20 protein-coding genes are annotated in these 16,609 nt (G+C 33.6%); 6 read left to right on the top strand and 14 right to left on the bottom strand.

Annotation, left to right across the window (positions count from 1 at the left end; all coding sequences use genetic code 11):
- Nucleotides 1-15: 15 nt before the first annotated feature.
- The 3 genes from NPX36_RS11045 to NPX36_RS11035 form a co-directional block, all read right to left on the bottom strand.
- The gene (locus NPX36_RS11045; RefSeq protein ID WP_257498763.1) at nucleotides 16-843 is read right to left on the bottom strand and encodes a hypothetical protein; all 828 of its coding nucleotides are present in this window, start codon (nucleotides 841-843) and stop codon (nucleotides 16-18) included.
- An 84-nt stretch (nucleotides 844-927) separates the two neighbouring features.
- Complete coding sequence (locus tag NPX36_RS11040; RefSeq protein ID WP_257498762.1) at nucleotides 928-1,299, bottom strand: KTSC domain-containing protein; 372 nt, start codon at nucleotides 1,297-1,299, stop codon at nucleotides 928-930.
- Nucleotides 1,300-1,366: 67 nt separating this feature from the next.
- Nucleotides 1,367-2,194 carry a CvfB family protein gene (locus tag NPX36_RS11035; protein WP_257498761.1) on the bottom strand — a complete coding sequence of 276 codons (828 nt, stop codon included), beginning with the start codon at nucleotides 2,192-2,194 and terminating at the stop codon, nucleotides 1,367-1,369.
- A 108-nt stretch (nucleotides 2,195-2,302) separates the two neighbouring features.
- Here NPX36_RS11035 and NPX36_RS11030 point away from each other — a divergent pair, with 108 nt between their 5' ends.
- On the top strand, nucleotides 2,303-2,611 hold the full coding sequence (locus NPX36_RS11030; protein ID WP_257498760.1) for a hypothetical protein: 309 nt from the start codon (nucleotides 2,303-2,305) through the stop codon (nucleotides 2,609-2,611).
- 15 nt (nucleotides 2,612-2,626) lie between these two features.
- On the opposite strand, the gene NPX36_RS11025 is transcribed toward NPX36_RS11030, so the two are convergent.
- The 3 genes from NPX36_RS11025 to NPX36_RS11015 are packed head-to-tail and all read right to left on the bottom strand — an operon-like array spanning nucleotide 2,627 to nucleotide 5,079.
- A complete protein-coding gene (locus tag NPX36_RS11025) occupies nucleotides 2,627-3,217 on the bottom strand; it encodes a hypothetical protein (protein WP_257498759.1) in 591 nt (196 codons plus the stop codon).
- Between the two features lie 47 nt (nucleotides 3,218-3,264).
- The gene (gene dnaX, locus NPX36_RS11020) at nucleotides 3,265-4,347 is read right to left on the bottom strand and encodes a DNA polymerase III subunit gamma/tau (RefSeq protein WP_257498758.1); all 1,083 of its coding nucleotides are present in this window, start codon (nucleotides 4,345-4,347) and stop codon (nucleotides 3,265-3,267) included.
- A gap of 39 nt (nucleotides 4,348-4,386) precedes the next feature.
- Nucleotides 4,387-5,079 (bottom strand): DUF4294 domain-containing protein, encoded by a 693-nt coding sequence (locus tag NPX36_RS11015; protein ID WP_257498757.1) that lies wholly within the window; start codon nucleotides 5,077-5,079, stop codon nucleotides 4,387-4,389.
- A 72-nt stretch (nucleotides 5,080-5,151) separates the two neighbouring features.
- On the opposite strand from NPX36_RS11015, the gene NPX36_RS11010 reads away from it, so the two are divergent.
- Nucleotides 5,152-6,246: a M42 family metallopeptidase gene (locus tag NPX36_RS11010; protein ID WP_257498756.1), complete on the top strand. Its 1,095-nt coding sequence runs from the start codon at nucleotides 5,152-5,154 to the stop codon at nucleotides 6,244-6,246.
- 74 nt (nucleotides 6,247-6,320) lie between these two features.
- Here NPX36_RS11010 and NPX36_RS11005 read toward each other — a convergent pair whose 3' ends face one another.
- The 4 genes from NPX36_RS11005 to NPX36_RS10990 form a co-directional block, all read right to left on the bottom strand.
- On the bottom strand, nucleotides 6,321-6,521 hold the full coding sequence (locus tag NPX36_RS11005) for a CsbD family protein (protein WP_257498755.1): 201 nt from the start codon (nucleotides 6,519-6,521) through the stop codon (nucleotides 6,321-6,323).
- A gap of 65 nt (nucleotides 6,522-6,586) precedes the next feature.
- A complete protein-coding gene (locus NPX36_RS11000) occupies nucleotides 6,587-6,976 on the bottom strand; it encodes a YtxH domain-containing protein (protein ID WP_257498754.1) in 390 nt (129 codons plus the stop codon).
- Nucleotides 6,977-7,051: 75 nt separating this feature from the next.
- Entirely contained in the window at nucleotides 7,052-7,432 is a 381-nt protein-coding gene (locus NPX36_RS10995; RefSeq protein ID WP_257498753.1) for a cyanophycin synthetase family protein, read from the bottom strand.
- Nucleotides 7,395-7,652: a hypothetical protein gene (locus NPX36_RS10990; protein WP_257498752.1), complete on the bottom strand. Its 258-nt coding sequence runs from the start codon at nucleotides 7,650-7,652 to the stop codon at nucleotides 7,395-7,397. The genes NPX36_RS10995 and NPX36_RS10990 overlap by 38 nt, the downstream gene beginning before the upstream one ends.
- 673 nt (nucleotides 7,653-8,325) lie before the next feature.
- Here NPX36_RS10990 and NPX36_RS10985 point away from each other — a divergent pair.
- Nucleotides 8,326-9,009, top strand: coding sequence for a potassium channel family protein (locus NPX36_RS10985; RefSeq protein ID WP_257498751.1), 684 nt, complete (start codon nucleotides 8,326-8,328; stop codon nucleotides 9,007-9,009).
- A 47-nt stretch (nucleotides 9,010-9,056) separates the two neighbouring features.
- Here NPX36_RS10985 and NPX36_RS10980 read toward each other — a convergent pair whose 3' ends face one another.
- From NPX36_RS10980 to NPX36_RS10965, 4 genes are read right to left on the bottom strand one after another with little or no spacing between them, the layout of a single operon-like run.
- Nucleotides 9,057-9,722: a DUF2461 domain-containing protein gene (locus tag NPX36_RS10980; protein ID WP_257498750.1), complete on the bottom strand. Its 666-nt coding sequence runs from the start codon at nucleotides 9,720-9,722 to the stop codon at nucleotides 9,057-9,059.
- Between the two features lie 24 nt (nucleotides 9,723-9,746).
- Nucleotides 9,747-10,637, bottom strand: coding sequence for a bestrophin family protein (locus tag NPX36_RS10975; protein WP_257498749.1), 891 nt, complete (start codon nucleotides 10,635-10,637; stop codon nucleotides 9,747-9,749).
- A gap of 3 nt (nucleotides 10,638-10,640) precedes the next feature.
- Nucleotides 10,641-11,135 carry a metallophosphoesterase family protein gene (locus NPX36_RS10970; RefSeq protein ID WP_257498748.1) on the bottom strand — a complete coding sequence of 165 codons (495 nt, stop codon included), beginning with the start codon at nucleotides 11,133-11,135 and terminating at the stop codon, nucleotides 10,641-10,643.
- The gene (locus tag NPX36_RS10965; RefSeq protein WP_257498747.1) at nucleotides 11,136-12,410 is read right to left on the bottom strand and encodes an IgA Peptidase M64; all 1,275 of its coding nucleotides are present in this window, start codon (nucleotides 12,408-12,410) and stop codon (nucleotides 11,136-11,138) included.
- A gap of 91 nt (nucleotides 12,411-12,501) precedes the next feature.
- Between NPX36_RS10965 and truA the strand changes: the two genes are divergently transcribed.
- The 3 genes from truA to lpdA all read left to right on the top strand — a co-directional run bounded on the left by truA (nucleotide 12,502) and on the right by lpdA (nucleotide 16,508).
- Nucleotides 12,502-13,248 carry a tRNA pseudouridine(38-40) synthase TruA gene (gene truA / locus NPX36_RS10960; RefSeq protein WP_257498746.1) on the top strand — a complete coding sequence of 249 codons (747 nt, stop codon included), beginning with the start codon at nucleotides 12,502-12,504 and terminating at the stop codon, nucleotides 13,246-13,248.
- Complete coding sequence (locus tag NPX36_RS10955) at nucleotides 13,235-14,992, top strand: ABC transporter ATP-binding protein (RefSeq protein WP_257498745.1); 1,758 nt, start codon at nucleotides 13,235-13,237, stop codon at nucleotides 14,990-14,992. The genes truA and NPX36_RS10955 overlap by 14 nt, the downstream gene beginning before the upstream one ends.
- Before the next feature lie 124 nt (nucleotides 14,993-15,116).
- Nucleotides 15,117-16,508, top strand: a complete 1,392-nt coding sequence (gene lpdA / locus NPX36_RS10950; RefSeq protein ID WP_257498744.1) for a dihydrolipoyl dehydrogenase — start codon at nucleotides 15,117-15,119, stop codon at nucleotides 16,506-16,508.
- Nucleotides 16,509-16,609 lie beyond the last annotated feature (101 nt).

The following is a 16,609-nucleotide window of genomic DNA, read 5'->3' as shown; positions in this document are numbered from 1 at the left end:
TTAAGCTCCTTTTTTTTACATCTTTTTAAAAATTAAATCTGATTTAAAATCTAAATCAATATCTTTTATCACCACACCGCCTTGCGAGTCAAAACGGGTAAAATTATAATCTTTAATTTCCTCAGTGGCTTTTAATTCATCTACATAATTCTTTCCTTCGGCATTTGTTTTTACAGTAATTGCTACTTTTTCTTTGGTGTAAATCCAATTTTTTTCAAACATAAATTTACCGTTTTTCGATTGGCTGTGATCAATTACATAAGGTTTTATCAAAGTAAATTCTAAACGTTTTAAGTTAAAATTAGTATCATATTGAAAAAAGCCTTCGTAAAACTGTTCCGAATAAAATTCAATAATATAATCTCCAGATTTTGTTCTAGATCTTGAAAACGAATAATCTTTGAAATTATTAAAAAAGTCTAATTCAGGTATGTTCACGTATTTTCTGATTACTACTTCCGTTAACCAATACATGGGCGAATCGTTACCGCTGTATCGGTCAAAAAAAACGGTATCCATAGAAACAACATTCTTTGGATGGTTCAGAACGCTTTTATTAATTTTTTTGTTTTTTAAATTGATAGAAACATCATACATTAAAGCAGATTTAAGCAATTCTGTACTATCATTCATCGCTGCTTGGTGCGACACAAAGTACTGGTAATTATCATACGAATAATTATTATACATTTGGTTGCGTACTTTTTTAATAATATCAATAATACCTGCCCGAGATAACTTGTCGATAACCATTTCTTCTAAATCGGTATCTTCAATCTGTGCCTGTACGTTCCATGTATTAAAACATAGAAAAGCAAAAAGTATAATGATGTTTTTTTTCATTTGTATAGTATTAAGGTGCAAAATTAATGCATTATTATAGAATAACAATATGCGCTTTAATATTATACAACTAATGTACCAATTTTATTGTGCTGGTTTTAAATTAAACGGATATCTGTTTACAAGGTTTGAATTATAGTACGATCCTTTTGATGATGATGTGGATAATTCTTCCCAGATTTTTAATGGTACATGTGCGTGAATATATTCTTCAGACCGAGTAGTATATACAATTAAATAGCCATCTTCTTCGTTGCAACTGTAATACTCAATTCTTTTAATCCAAGAACTTTCAGGGGTTAGTTGCATTTTTTTTATGGGATAATTGGCTTTTGTGATTTCTTTTCGGGCTTCAACAAAGGTGCTGTAGCTGCCTTTTAGTTCATCACATTCTTTTTTATTGTTGCACGCTAAGAAAGATGCCGCTACAAATGCTAAAAGTAAAATCTTTTTCATACTATTTAGTTTTTTAGATGTATTATAAAATTAGCATTTTTTATTGAAGTTTTAAAATTTTTAACAATTATACTTCATAAATCCCATCTTCTTTAATAACGATTTTCTTTTCTTTGTAAAGCACACCAATAGTTTGCTTGAAAGTTTTTTTGCTCATCTCCAGCACACTTTTAATTTCATCGGGATGGCTTTTGTCGTTCAAACCTAGAAATCCGCCGCTTTTTTCTAATTCATTTAAAATTTTGGATGCAGCATCTGATACTTTTTCAAAACCAATTTTGGTTCTTGAAACATCAATTTTTCCGTCGGGGCGAATGTTTTTAATGTAACCAATAATACGATCTCCAGTTCTAAAATCTTCAAAAACTTCGCTTTGGTACATCAATCCCTTGTGTTTTTCGTTGATGATTACATTGATGCCGGCATCGGTTATGTGTGATACAATCAAGTCAACCTCCTCGCCTACTTTCACTGTAATGGGATCATTGCTTAAAAATTGATTAAGTTTAGAAGAGCCTACCAATCGATTGGTTTTTTCATCTAAATACATATATATCATATAATAGTTGCCTTCGGTCATGGGGCGTGCTTGCTCTCTAAAAGGCACAAACAGATCTTTTTCTAATCCCCAATCCATAAAAGCACCGTATTGATTGATGTAATTTACCTTTAAAAGTGCAAATTCATTTAAAAAAATATATGGTTCAATGGTTGTGGCTACAGGGCGTTCTTCTTGGTCTAAATAGATAAAAACTTCTATTTCGTCGCCAATTTCAAAATGCTCTGGTAAATATTTTTTGGGCAATAAAACATCTTGTGAACCATCGGTTAAATACAATCCAATGTTTGTGCGGCGAGCAATTTCTAATTTATTAAAGGTACCTATAGCTATCATAAAATTTTATTTTTACAAAAGTACAAACAATATTCGTAATACTTTTTAAGAATACTTTTACAATTGGTTTAATTTATTTTTTGTACCTTACAAATAAAAAAAGAAACTATGAAGAAAATGTATCACTACGCAACTGTTGAAAAAGCGTTAACCGAATTGAAAGAAAAAGGATTTACTACAGATTTTAATGTAGAAGAAAGCAAAATACTTGCGAAACCCAATGATTTTGAGATTGTTGAAATTTACCGATACGAAGGTATGAGCAATCCCGATGATGAATCTACGGTGTATGGTATTAAAAACACCACAACTGATGAACGAGGTGTGTTTGTTGCTGGAAATTTATCTTTTGCAGAAAATGAAGTGGCAAAAATTTTATTAAAAATTGAAATTGATGATAGAAAAAATGAAGACTAAAAAGTCTTCATTTTTTTATGGTTTTATTTCCAAATCGAATGTTTTTATAAGCACATCCAACGCCGGATTCAGTTCTTTTAGATAATCTAATTTATCATTTATGGTGTAAGCTCTTTTAATTTCAGCTTTTTCATTCACTTTCACCTCTATTTTTAAATGATAATTATTCAATTTTTTATGAATGAAAGATACTAAATCATACAAGTTTTCTTCAAAAGACAGTTTGCTTCCTTCGTTTGGAAATTCAACAATCAACAAACAATCGTCTAAGGAAAGCTGTGCCATATTCATAGTGCTCGACATCAACATTCTACCGGTTGCGTAATATTGTTTAGAGCAATAATCCCAATATTCCTTTAGTTGTTCAAAAGTGAATGAATCTTTTGGTAAATCTTCTTGATTGATCGCAACTGGATTAATGGAGGCTTCTAATTCTCTTTTCTTGCGAATACTTTTTAATGATAAAGCCGAAACTTGATGCTCGTTTGTTCCTTTAGAAATAATTACTTTTTGAGTTTCTAATTCTTCTTTTGGCGATGAATTATTATCTGTTTTTTCCGGCTCTTTTTTAGGTTCGGAACCACGCACAACTTTCGCATCTTCCACAACAATTGTATGGTTTTTTGATGCGTTTTTAAAGAACGAAGCTGGAATTAGGTGTGAACTAAATTTTTTTTTTCAGGATGTGTTAAAGTAGCCAATTGCATTAAACAAAGCTCTACCAGCAAACGTTGATTTGCCGAAGCTTTGTATTTTAAATCGCAACTATTGGCAATGTTTATCGCTTCGATTAAAGTTTCTTGATTGAATTTTTCTGCTTGTTGATAAAATAATTTTTTATTTTCATCGCTCACATCAAGTAAATTTAATGTGTGTGGATTTTTACAAACCAACAAGTTTCTAAAATGAGTTGCCAATCCCGATACAAAATGATTGCCATCAAAACCTTTTGCCAAAACCGAATCAAAAGTAAGTAACAAATTTGGAATATCGCTTGCCAGAACAAAGTCGGTAACGCGCAAATAATAGTCGTAATCTAAAACATTTAAGTTTTCTGCAACTGCTTGGCGAGTTAAATTGGTTCCGCAAAAAGAAACTACTCGGTCAAAAATAGACAATGCATCGCGCATAGCTCCATCTGCTTTTTGGGCAATAATCTGCAAAGCATCTTCTTCAAAGGTGATGTTTTGGCTGGTTGCTACTTCCTTCAAGTATTCCTTTGCATCATTAACTGTAATTCTTTTAAAATCAAATATTTGACAACGAGATAAAATAGTAGGAATAATCTTGTGTTTTTCGGTAGTTGCCAAAATAAAAATGGCGTGTTTTGGTGGTTCTTCCAACGTTTTTAAAAATGCATTAAAAGCCGCTGAAGAAAGCATGTGCACCTCATCTATGATATAAACTTTGTAAATACCGGTTTGCGGAGGAATACGCACTTGATCAATCAGATTACGAATGTCTTCTACCGAGTTGTTAGAAGCCGCATCTAATTCAAACACATTAAAAGCAAAATCTTCGTTAGGATCATCATAACCAATTTGATTGATTTTTCGTGCTAAAATACGTGCACAAGTAGTTTTTCCCACTCCGCGCGGACCGGTAAAAAGCAGTGCTTGTGCCAAATGATTATTTTCAATGGCATTCACCAATGTACTTGTGATGGTTTGTTGCCCCACAACATCTTTAAAGGTTTGCGGGCGGTATTTTCGTGCCGATACAATAAATTGTTCCATGAATTAAATGCTTACTGCAAATATATCAAAAATGTTTGATTAATCTTCTTTTGGATAATATCCCGAATCGCCCAACTTCTTTTTCCAGTTGGCTTTCACTTGTTCCATTTTTAAATCGCGTGCCGCTTTTTGGTAATTAATTTTTCCTTCCGCAGCCAATTCTTTAATAATGGTTTCGATATAAAAATCTTCTAAAACTTCTGCCGGATCATATTTTGTTTTTAGCTGAATATCAAAAAGTTTTGCCGTTTGATTGCTCCAAAAAGCACTCCATCCACTTTTTAAATCTTTCACCAATTCAAAAGTAGTTTTGTTTGTTTGGCGATTGATCAGTTTTACTAAAATTTGGCCATCTTTGCGTGACAATTTTTTTAATCGGTCTTCAAATTGCTCTTTTAAATACTTTTCAGATCGTTTTAAATATTTTCTTTTTTGTGAATTACTCTCCATTTTCGCCATATTCTCGTTCATTACGGTTAAGTTTTCACTTGTTAAAACCGCATACGGATACACGCGCAAAATGCGACGTCTTAAAATACTTTGGATTTTGATGCGCTCTAACTCTTCTTTCGAAAAATTGATGTGCATTTCAGGTAAAAGAAATTCTTTTTCAATCTCGCCATCCTCCAAAACATTGGTTCTTAGAGAGTCGGCATACTTTTCCCAATCATGAACTTGTGCAGTCATTTGCAAGGCAAAAAAGAAAAAAAACAACATTAAAATTTTTCTCATGTTAATTCGTGTAATTAAAGGTAAATATAGAACAAAATTATTACTATTTTCGTTTAAAATTATATAAAAATAATGGAAACAAAAACCGTACTAAAAACCGAATCTTTAGCATTTTTAGAAAAATATTTAAACAACGCCTCGCCAACCGGCGTTGAAAAAGAAGGACAAAAATTGTGGATGGATTACATAAAACCTTATGTAGATACCATTTTTACAGATACTTATGGAACATGTGTGGGTGTAATAAACCCCGATGCCGATTTTAAAGTGGTGATTGAGGGGCATGCTGATGAAATATCTTGGTATGTGAATTATATTACCGATGACGGAATGATTTATGTAATTAGAAACGGTGGCAGCGACCATGTAATTGCTCCTTCAAAACGTGTGCATATCCATACAAATAAAGGAATTGTGAAAGGTGTTTTTGGTTGGCCAGCTATTCACACACGTTTGCGAACGGGAAAAGAAGAACCAACGCCTAAAATTGAAACTATTTTTATTGATTGCGGATGCGAATCAAAAGCCGAAGTGGAAGCTTTGGGTATTCATGTAGGTTGTATTGTGACCTATCCGGATACTTTTGAGATATTAAACGGCAACAAGTTTGTTTGTAGAGCATTAGACAACCGAATGGGTGGTTTTATGATTGCCGAAGTAGCTCGTTTATTAAAAGAAAATAATAAAAAGTTGCCTTTTGGTTTATATATCACCAATGCGGTGCAAGAAGAAGTGGGCTTGCGAGGTGCTGAAATGATTACACAAACTATTAAACCAAATATTGCAATCGTTACCGATGTTTGTCATGACAGCACTACCCCAATGATTGATAAAAAAGTAGAGGGCGATACCAAAATTGGTGCTGGTCCTGTGATAACTTATGCTCCAGCGGTTCAGAATAATTTACGCGATTTAATTATCGACACAGCAGAAAAAAATAAGATACCGTTTCAGCGAGCAGCTTCGTCACGCGTTACTGGAACCGACACCGATGCGTTTGCATACAGCAATGGCGGTGTGGCCTCGGCTTTAATTTCATTACCGTTAAGGTATATGCATACCACTGTTGAAATGGTGCACAGAAACGATGTAGAAAACGTTATTCAACTCATTTATGAAACGCTTTTGAATATTGAAAATAAGCACGATTTTAATTATTTTAAATAGTTTTTTGTTGAGATAAATAAAGAGGCTGTCCAAAAATTGGACAGCCTCTTTATTGCTTCGTATTCGTAGAAAATTTAGATGGTACGCTCGTCCCAATCTCTAATTTCACGCTCGATATCTTCTCGCGTTCTACCAGATTTTTCTTGGATTTTTCCTAACACCTCATCAAATTTTCCTTCTGTAAAAACTTTATCGTCTTCAAACCATTCTCCATATTTTTGTTTAACGGCTCCTTTTACACGATTCCATTTTCCTTCTAATTCTAATCTGTCCATAGCATTACATTTTTAAAAATTATATATTAAATTTATTTTGATTATTAATGATTTAAAATAATTGTCTAAAATTCTGTTTTTGTTTCATAAGCAGCTTTGTAAACAACATCTTCTTTTTCGTTTGCGCTATTGTTTACGTTTGCAGGAGGTTCATTTTTTGATAATTCGGATATTTTATCTTCTAAAGTGGCAATGACTTTATCCTTTTGGTGTGCAAAGCGGTTGGTGATTTTTTGAAGCTTTTGATCGAAATTATTAGACTCTTCAGAAACCTCTTCCAACAAAATGTTTTTCAAATTATCTGTTGATGTTTCAATTGCCTCAACCCCCTTTTTAAAGTTATTCAACAATTTGTGTCGAATTTTTTCTCCTTTTGCAGGAGCAAGTAATAACCCGACTGTAGCTCCGGTTGCAGCTCCTACAAGTATGCTTCCAATTTTAATCAAATGATTCATATTATCAATTTTATGGTTTCTAGTTTAAATGTTGGATGCTAAATGCTAATAAGCACTTTAAATCCTTCGCATGTGCTAGGTTGCTTGTTGCACTGGCGAACTATTTGGAACGTTTTGTTGTACAGCTCTATATCCAAAATCTGCTTTTTTTTGAGGGCTCATCTTAAAGTAGTGAATATTTGGCAAGATGTCTTGTTTGAGTTGATTTTCTGCATATACTTCTTTTAAGCGCTGAATATCGTACTTGATAAAGTATGGTTTTCCGTCAAGTAAGCTCTCGACTATTTCAACAGCAGCAAGAGCGGCACAAGTACCAGCATGTTCATCCATATAAGGAATTGTTAGCATATTCATTCCTGTTTCATCTGATATGCTATTTTTAATAAAACGAACCTTCATTCCCGCAAGAATTTGAAGTTCAACAGCAATACAACAAATAAGTTCTGATATTGGCATACCACTCTCTAATTTTCTGAAAAATCGCACCTACATTTTCATCGTGGTACTTATGCAAATAAAGACCTGGCATGATTGCTTTAATTCGATTTGAAAAACCTTCGACTTGATTAGTCATTTTCGCAGATTTTTCCATTTTTAGTGTCATCTCTAAAAAATTCACTGCATTTGAATAGCAATTTTTTGAATTTTTTAATGCTTGTATTTTTACGATTTCCATAGCTTTCTTTTTTAATTAAAATCTATAAAAAATTGTGCCAATGGAACTACGAAACTAAATTCATTATACTACGAAAAATGAATTTTGTGGTTGCGCCCAAAAATTTCAATCCTATCCTAACCCACTCATTATCTGCATAAAAAACAGAAATAAAAGCAATAATAACTATATATTTAAACTGGAAAAATATTATAAAAAGATTGTACTTTTTAATGCAAGAAAAGATAATAGCTTTCGAAAATAAATTGATAAGAAATTTAATTTTATAGAAATAGTTCACAACATGTGGATATTTTCACTCACATTTTTATTTAAAATTCATAAATCAATATTCCTTTGTTCTTAATACATCTTTATCCTTAGTTCGATATGAAATTCCCTCAAACAAAATGAATTTATTCATTATTCAAAATAAATCATGAAAATTATGCAACTTTTTAAATGCAAATCTTTCAAATCTCTAATTAATATGTTATTGAAATCCATTAGGCAGTTAACCAATTCTTAACTTTTATTCTGGGTAGTCAGTCAACAAAAAAATACATTATTATAATAATAGTTAATTTTTTATATCTATATTCCGAAAGCTAACTATACAAGTCATAAATTTAAAGAATAGATGTAGTTTTTTAATTAAAATAGTATCTTCGCAACAAACAATTAAAAATATTTTATGAAAAGATATATCAATAAACTACAATCTTATTGGTTAGCCGATGTAAGTTTTGCTACGCTATTAGTAATGCTTATTGCTGTTGTATTTGTACTACCCATCGTAATGCAAAACAACAATCATGGGGTTTTGGTATTCAATATACTTCTGCTAAGCGTGTTCTTGACGGGGGCTTTTTCCACATCAAACAAATGGCTGATTTTTATTAGTATTACGTTATTTAGTGTACACCTTATTTTGAGAGCAGTTCGCTTTGGCAATAATCCCTATTCCTATTATGTATTGGAAAATGTGATTGCTATTGCCAATGCTTTTTTATTCATTATCATTAATTTACGCCTTTTATTCCGCGACCAAAGTATCAATGCTTACCGAATAATCGGAGCTATAAATGTGTATCTGCTTATAGCGCTGATGGGTGCACTGGTGTTAGAAGTAATTCATGCAACTGTGGGTTCATCCATCGCAGGAAATGTAAACTTAAACGGCAGTGATATTGATTATATACATTTTATTTACTTTAGTTTATCTTCGTTAACTACAGTTGGTTTTGGTGATATTTATCCTGTAAATGTTTTTTCTAAAATGCTGGCTACTTTTTTGTCATTGCTAGGTGTGCTTTTTCCTGCTGTAATCATTGCTCGATTGGTGGGAATGGCTGCAAACACAAAAGATTTTAAGTAGCCCTTGATAAACAAAATTTCCTAGAATGGTTTAAAAAAACAATGCTTTTAAACCATTCTTTCTCCATTCAAATCGCTTAGTAACACATCGGTCATATAATCAACAAACGGTTGTGCTGCTTTAAAAATAGCAACGGCTTTCTTGTGAAAGTCCTTTTGCGAAATTTCTTCATCGGTTAGCGAATGTGTTAGTAAAAACTGTTTTTTCTTTATAAGATGGATACGTTCATGGTTTTTATCAAAGCCTTTGGGTGCTGTTTTTACTTCTTCACCTTCCAATTCGCCAAAAACTTCCTTAATTTCTTTCGCATTAAGAATGATTTCTAACTCATTATCTAATTCAATTTCTTTTCTAATTCTTAATAAATCTTCTTTGTTGGGTCCAAAAAAGCCAACCCCAATAAATGACTGGTTATTCGGTTCGATATGCAGGTAATAACCACCACGCAAATCAGGCTTTACCCTTCCCACCGACATGGAAAAGTGTGCCTTATAAGGTGTTTTGTCTGGTGAAAATCGAACGTCGCGGTAAATTCTATAAATTTTAAGAGGTTCTAAGTTGCTGTCGATACGCTGAAATTCTTTATAGACTTCTTCAAATAATTGATTAGCTTCAGCCTTAGCAGTTTCAAACAGCTCTTTATTTTCTAAAAACCACTCGCGATTATTATTTGCTTTTAGCTTTTTAAGAAATGTAAAGATTTTAGTATTCATGATTTTTCTTTTAAAGATAGCATTTTAATTCGCATACATTAAAACATTTGATGCATTTTTGCCTATGTTTTTTGCAATTTTTGCCGTTGGTAAATCATTTGCACCTCCATTGAATGGGTCTTCGATTTCTTCTGCAATTAATTCAATACTCAATAAAACGTAGAAAATAATCATTACCAAAGGTACTATATAGTAGCCGGTTGAAAACACATAACCAATGGGCAGGGTTAACACATACATAAAGATGAATTTTTTAATAAAAGCTGCATAAGCCATTGGTATTGGCGTGTTTTTAATGCGTTCACAAGCACCGGCAACATCTAACAAACCATTTAAATTTTGATCAATTATCAGTTTATCTTCAAAGGAAATAACTTTATCGGCAGCTAGTTTTTGTAACATTACATACATTCTGCTCACTACTTTTGTGGGCGGATGTTGCGCTTTTAAGTACTCGTCGTATTCTGGATGTTCTTCCTCATCCAACATATATTTTGTTGATTCGCTTGTTAAGTGGGTGTGCAATACTTTTGCAAATAGCTTTATTTTGTTGCTGAAAAATACACGATTCGTTTTATCTTCCTCAGGCAATAAGGCATTTAGTTTCACGGAAAGATTTCGGGAGTCATTTACCAATTTTCCCCACATTTTTCTGCCTTCCCACCATCTGTCGTAAGCGGTGTTTGTCCTAAAAACCAACAAAAGCGACAATACAAAACCAATTACACTATGCATAATTGATGCGTTTTTTAAGGCTGAATTCTGTCCCAAATCAAAATAATCGAGTTCTAAATAAGCCACTAACCATGACAAAGCACCCATTAATAAAATAGACGGCCACAATTGCCGAATGGTATCCGACTTGTGTACTTTAAAAATAAATCCTAACCAATCTTTTGCGTTATATACTTTCATGTGCTATCGTTTTCCTAATTCTATAACTTCTAAATTTTTTATTTTTCCTTCTTCTATTTCAAAACGCAGCATAGTGCGCATTTGATGAAACCCATAAATACCTGCTGCCCCTGGGTTTAACGTTAAACAATGTAATTGTTGATCAAACTGTACTTTTAGGATATGCGAGTGTCCGCAAATAAAAATATCTGGTTTGTGTTTTAAGAAACCTTCTTTAATTCTTGCAGGATACTTTCCCGGATAACCACCAATATGCGTTATCCAAACTGTCATTCCTTCGCATGTAAAAACAGCATCTAACGGAAATTCTTTTCGTGCTTCTGCATCATCAATATTTCCGTAAACAGCCCGCAAAGGTTTGTGCTTTTTTAATGCATCGGTCACCTTTAAATCGCCAATATCGCCCGCATGCCACACCTCATCTGCTTGTTCTGTATAGTGCAATATTCGGTCATCAATGTAGCTGTGTGTGTCAGACAGTAACAAAATTTTCTTCATTTATTTGGTTTGATTTGTGGTGTAAAATAAAATCATTTCTTCGATGGCGTTGCTACAAACCGGGCAAAAATCTTTTGTATTATTAATTTTCATTCGGCAAGTTAATGTAGGAATATACAGTCCGTTGCCTTTTAATCCTTCAAATGCACCTATCACACCTTGTTTATATGTAGAATAAGGCGTTGGAACCGGCATTTTATCGCTCAATAAATACTTCCATTTAGACGAAAAATCAACCAATGATGTTATATTTTTCTCCCAAGGTTCCACACTTAAGATTGCTTTATTTTCAAAAACATCTTCTTCGTAAAAATATTCATCTGCCAAACCAGCAAAACTATGACCGAATTCATGAACTACAACCGGTGCAAATTCTTTGTTCTTCGTAGTTGTTAAACTGTACGAATTCAAAATTCCGCCACCGCCATAAAAATCGGTATTTGCTAAGATGATAATGTGCTGATACGGAATGTTTTCCAGTTGGGTGTGCAATAATTTGGTGTGTAGCGTGGTTAAATATCTTTCTGAATAAAACGTATCAAAATTTGATTGAACCGCCGTATTCAGCCAAATATTTTTTGATGGAATACTTATGCCCGATTGCTTTGAAACGGTTTTCACAGCTACAATTTCAAAATAATCTTGGTATTTTTTAAAAACCTGATGTTTAAATAAATTTTCAACAGTTTTGTGGGCGTATTTCATGAAAAGATCTAATTCGGCTTCAGTATATCCTTCGGCAACCAACGCTATTTTTATTGGATTTTTTACTTTAGAATGATGAACAATTTCATACGGATTGTTAACATCTTTAGCTTTTCGAATCAAAATATCTTTTGGGTCGATAAATTGCTGCGATACTATTTGTTCTTGTCTATCTGCTGTAAAAAAAGTAATATCAACCCGAATTGGTTCTTTAGGAAAAGGAATTAAAAAAGAGTTTTCAAAACTTTTAAATTGTTTTTTTGCATCTTCCAAGGTTAACCATTCCTGAAACAAACTTCCAAATGGCAACACATAGATTAATTGATTGTTTGCTGTGCTATAAACCCTAATTTGACCGTTGCCTTGAATGGGCGTAACAGACAGATTATCAACCCGCCCGTGCCATTTATCTAACTGTATCTTATCACCTAAAAAAGCTTGCTGATTTTCGTGATTTCCAGCAAAAATATAATCTAAACGCAAGGTTTTATCATCAAAATAATCATCGAAACGCTGTGCATTTGCTACAAAATGTAGCAGCAAAAAGAATAGAAAGAATTGTTTTTTCATAAAATATTGTTTCTACAAAAATATTTAGTTTTTTGTTAATACACGCATTCTCTGAAATTAAAGTATATTTGTATGTTTAAAATTTTAATAATTGAGGTACTTTATTCAGTTTGCATATAACGGTACAAATTACCACGGCTGGCAATTGCAACCAACCGCAATCAGCGTACAAGAAGTGTTAACAAAGGCTTTAAATATATTGTTTAAAGATCCTTTTGAGTTAATTGGTGCTGGCAGAACCGATGCCGGTGTGCATGCAAAATTAATGTATGCACATTTTGATACCGATGTGGATTTTGATGCAGCTAAAATGGTTCAAAAATTGAATTCGTTTTTGCCTGAAGATATTACCGTTTTTAATTTCTTTGAGGTGGATAAGGAGGCACACGCCCGTTTCGATGCCGTTTCGCGTTCGTATGAATATCATATCCATACATTCAAAAACAGCTTTTTAAAGAATTTAAGTTATTATCAGTTTAAAAATTTAGACATTGATAAAATGAACGAAGCAGCTCAAATTTTGCTGCAATATGAAGATTTTGAATGTTTCAGTAAAACACATACCGATGTTTTTACGTTTAACTGCAACATCACCACTGCTTATTGGGAAAAAAACGGTTCACAATTGATTTTTCATATTTCTGCAAATCGTTTTTTGCGCAATATGGTTCGCGCCATTGTGGGAACGCTGATTAATGTGGGTATCGGAAAAATCTCGGTTCAAGATGTGCATCAAATCATTCAAAGTAAAAATCGTGGAAAGGCTGGTTTTTCAGTACCTGCCCACGGATTGTATTTAACAAAAGTAGTTTATCCATATATAAATGAAACAAACTAAAACTTCTACACTAAAAAAAGTAATGCACTACGCCCAACCCTACAAAGACAAAATTTTTTGGGTGGTTGTAACGGTTATCACGCTTTCTATTTTCGGAGCGTTGCGCCCTTACATGGTTAAAAACGTTGTAGATGTGTATATTGCAAAAGCCGATTTAAACGGATTGAATATTTACGTTGCTTTAATGGCTTTGGTACTTCTTTTAGAAGTGTGTTCGCAGTTTTTCTTTACCTATATTGCAAGTTGGTTGGGACAAAACATTATTAAAGACATTCGCACAACGTTGTTTAACAAAATGCTTAAATTTCGATTGAGCTTTTTTGATAACGAGCCCGTTGGTAAATTAATCACTCGAAATGTATCCGATATTGAAAATATTGCAAGTATTTTCAGCCAAGGACTCTTTATGATTGTGGGCGATGTTTTAAAAATGTTGGTTGTTCTAGGCATTATGTTGTGGATGAATTGGAAACTAACGCTCATTGTGATTGTAGCCATGCCCATTTTACTGTATGCTACCCGAATTTTTCAAAAACACATGAAAGTTGCTTTTGAAGAAGTGCGTTTACAAGTTGCCAATTTAAACACTTTCATACAAGAACGTTTAACAGGAATGAAAATCGTTCAACTGTTCAACCGTGAGCAAATTGAATACGAAAATTTTAAAAAAATCAACCAAAAACACAACGATGCTTGGCAGAAAAACATTTTGTATAACTCTATCTTCTTCCCCATTGCCGATATTGTTTCGGCGGTAACATTGGGTTGTGTGATTATTTATGGTGGATTTACGATTGTTCAGGGCGATAATTTAACCACAACTGGCGATTTGTTTGGATATACCATGATGATTTCGATGTTGTTTAACCCGTTACGACAAATTGCCGATAAATTCAATGTGATGCAAATGGGGATTGTTGCCGCAGACCGGGTTTTTGAAATTTTAGACCGTGATGATTTAATTCAGGAAGAAGGCAAACTTACAGCTCCTGCTTTTAATGGCACCATTGATTTTAAGAATGTAGCTTTTAGTTACAGCAACGGCAAAAAAGTAATTAACAATATCAATTTGAATATTAAGGCCGGACAAACCGTTGCCTTTGTAGGAGCTTCAGGTGCTGGAAAATCGACTATAGCCAATCTTTTAAGCAGATTTTACGATATTGAATCAGGCGAAATTTTGATTGATGGAAAAAATATTAATGAATTTACTTTAAGCAGTTTAAGAAATCAAATTGCGGTGGTTTTGCAAGATGTTTTCTTGTTTTCGGATTCTATTTTAAACAATATTATTTTAGATAATCCAAATGTCAGCAAAGAAGATGTGATTGCCGCAGCAAAAAAAATTGGGATTAACGATTTTATAGAAAAACTTCCGGGCGGATACGATTACAACGTAAAAGAACGCGGTGTGATGCTGTCATCGGGTCAGCGACAATTAATTGCATTTTTGCGTGCATATATGAGCAATCCAAGTATTTTGATTTTAGACGAAGCTACTTCTTCAATTGATACCTATTCAGAAGAATTGTTGCAAAATGCAGTGGAAATCGTAACAAAAGACCGCACATCAATCATCATTGCGCACCGTTTGGCAACCATTGTAAATGCCGATTTAATCGTGGTGATGGATCAAGGTGCTATTTTGGAAACCGGCACACATGCTCAATTACTTGCAAAAGAAAGTGGTGCTTATAAAAATCTGTACGAATCGCAATATGCAAGTTCAACATCAGTCAATTAACAAATAAAAAAGCGTATAAAAGTTTTAAAAAAATTCTTAAATTCGCAACACAAATAAAGCATATTTAATATTAAAAAAAATCAACGCTGAAAAGCTGTATGCTTAAAGCTAAAAACAAATAAAAATGAAATACGACATCATTATCTTAGGTAGCGGTCCAGGCGGATACGTAACAGCTATTAGAGCTTCGCAATTGGGTTTTAAAGTTGCCGTGGTAGAAAAAGAAAATTTAGGCGGAATCTGTTTAAACTGGGGGTGTATTCCTACCAAAGCGTTATTAAAATCTGCACAAGTTTTCGATTATTTAAAACATGCTGCCGATTACGGTTTAACGATCAATGGCGAAGTTGACAAAGATTTTAATGCCGTAATAAGTCGTTCACGCGGTGTTGCAGAAGGAATGAGCAAAGGTGTTCAATTCCTAATGAAGAAAAACAAAATCGAAGTGATTGATGGTTTCGGAAAAGTAAAACCAGGCAAAAAAGTAGATGTTACAGATAAAGACGGCAACGTAACCGAAATTTCTGCAGATCACATAATTATTGCAACGGGTGCTCGTTCTCGCGAATTACTAAACTTACCGCAAGATGGTAAAAAAGTAATTGGTTACCGCCAGGCGATGACCTTGCCAACGCAACCAAAGAAAATGATCGTTGTTGGTTCAGGAGCAATTGGTGTAGAGTTTGCTCATTTCTATAATTCAATGGGAACTGATGTAACGATTGTTGAATTTATGCCAAATATTGTTCCGGTTGAAGACGAAGATGTATCAAAGCAATTTGAACGTTCTTTGAAAAAATCAGGAATCAACATCATGACCAATTCATCTGTTGAAAAAGTTGATACATCGGGCGAAGGCGTTAAAGCTACCGTAAAAACAGCTAAAGGCGAAGAAGTTTTAGAAGCTGATATTTTACTTTCTGCAGTTGGTATCAAATCAAACATAGAAAATATCGGATTAGAAGAAACAGGAATTGCTACAGATCGCGATAAGATTTTAGTAAACGATTTCTATCAAACAAATATCCCAGGATATTACGCAATTGGCGATGTAGTTCCAGGACAAGCCTTGGCACACGTTGCTTCGGCTGAAGGAATTTTATGTGTAGAAAAAATTGCAGGTTTGCATGTGGAGCCGTTAGATTACGGAAACATTCCTGGTTGTACCTATGCAACACCGGAAATTGCATCGGTTGGTATGACAGAGAAAAAAGCAAAGGAAGCGGGTTACGAAATTAAAGTTGGTAAATTCCCGTTCTCTGCATCAGGAAAAGCAAAAGCAGCCGGAACTCCAGACGGTTTTGTAAAAGTGATTTTCGATGCAAAATACGGCGAATGGTTGGGTTGCCACATGATTGGTGCTGGCGTTACCGATATGATTGCAGAAGCAGTTGTTGCCCGTAAATTAGAAACCACAGGTCACGAAATTTTAAAAGCAGTACACCCACACCCAACAATGAGTGAAGCGGTAATGGAAGCCGTTGCTGCTGCTTACGATGAAGTGATTCACTTGTAAGATTTTGTTTAAAGTTTAAGGTTCAATGTTTAAAAAGTTGAACTGAATAAAAAAACCTCAAAGGAATTCATCTTTTGAGGTTTTTTTGTATGTTTACTTTT

It is taken from the genome of Paenimyroides aestuarii (assembly GCF_024628805.1).
GTDB lineage: Bacteria > Bacteroidota > Bacteroidia > Flavobacteriales > Flavobacteriaceae > Flavobacterium > Flavobacterium aestuarii_A.
The sequence above is the reverse complement of the archived record's forward strand: the minus strand, read 5'-3'. Positions and strand labels throughout refer to the sequence as shown.

Coding starts and splice junctions, on each gene's coding strand:
- NPX36_RS11045 (WP_257498763.1), bottom strand. CDS start 843: ATGAAAAAAAACATCATTATACTTTTTGCTTTTCTATGTTTTAATACA.
- NPX36_RS11040 (WP_257498762.1), bottom strand. CDS start 1,299: ATGAAAAAGATTTTACTTTTAGCATTTGTAGCGGCATCTTTCTTAGCG.
- NPX36_RS11035 (WP_257498761.1), bottom strand. CDS start 2,194: ATGATAGCTATAGGTACCTTTAATAAATTAGAAATTGCTCGCCGCACA.
- NPX36_RS11030 (WP_257498760.1), top strand. CDS start 2,303: ATGAAGAAAATGTATCACTACGCAACTGTTGAAAAAGCGTTAACCGAA.
- dnaX (WP_257498758.1), bottom strand. CDS start 4,347: ATGGAACAATTTATTGTATCGGCACGAAAATACCGCCCGCAAACCTTT.
- NPX36_RS11015 (WP_257498757.1), bottom strand. CDS start 5,079: ATGAGAAAAATTTTAATGTTGTTTTTTTTCTTTTTTGCCTTGCAAATG.
- NPX36_RS11010 (WP_257498756.1), top strand. CDS start 5,152: ATGGAAACAAAAACCGTACTAAAAACCGAATCTTTAGCATTTTTAGAA.
- NPX36_RS11005 (WP_257498755.1), bottom strand. CDS start 6,521: ATGGACAGATTAGAATTAGAAGGAAAATGGAATCGTGTAAAAGGAGCC.
- NPX36_RS11000 (WP_257498754.1), bottom strand. CDS start 6,976: ATGAATCATTTGATTAAAATTGGAAGCATACTTGTAGGAGCTGCAACC.
- NPX36_RS10995 (WP_257498753.1), bottom strand. CDS start 7,432: ATGCCAATATCAGAACTTATTTGTTGTATTGCTGTTGAACTTCAAATT.
- NPX36_RS10990 (WP_257498752.1), bottom strand. CDS start 7,652: ATGGAAATCGTAAAAATACAAGCATTAAAAAATTCAAAAAATTGCTAT.
- NPX36_RS10985 (WP_257498751.1), top strand. CDS start 8,326: ATGAAAAGATATATCAATAAACTACAATCTTATTGGTTAGCCGATGTA.
- NPX36_RS10980 (WP_257498750.1), bottom strand. CDS start 9,722: ATGAATACTAAAATCTTTACATTTCTTAAAAAGCTAAAAGCAAATAAT.
- NPX36_RS10975 (WP_257498749.1), bottom strand. CDS start 10,637: ATGAAAGTATATAACGCAAAAGATTGGTTAGGATTTATTTTTAAAGTA.
- NPX36_RS10970 (WP_257498748.1), bottom strand. CDS start 11,135: ATGAAGAAAATTTTGTTACTGTCTGACACACACAGCTACATTGATGAC.
- NPX36_RS10965 (WP_257498747.1), bottom strand. CDS start 12,410: ATGAAAAAACAATTCTTTCTATTCTTTTTGCTGCTACATTTTGTAGCA.
- NPX36_RS10955 (WP_257498745.1), top strand. CDS start 13,235: ATGAAACAAACTAAAACTTCTACACTAAAAAAAGTAATGCACTACGCC.
- lpdA (WP_257498744.1), top strand. CDS start 15,117: ATGAAATACGACATCATTATCTTAGGTAGCGGTCCAGGCGGATACGTA.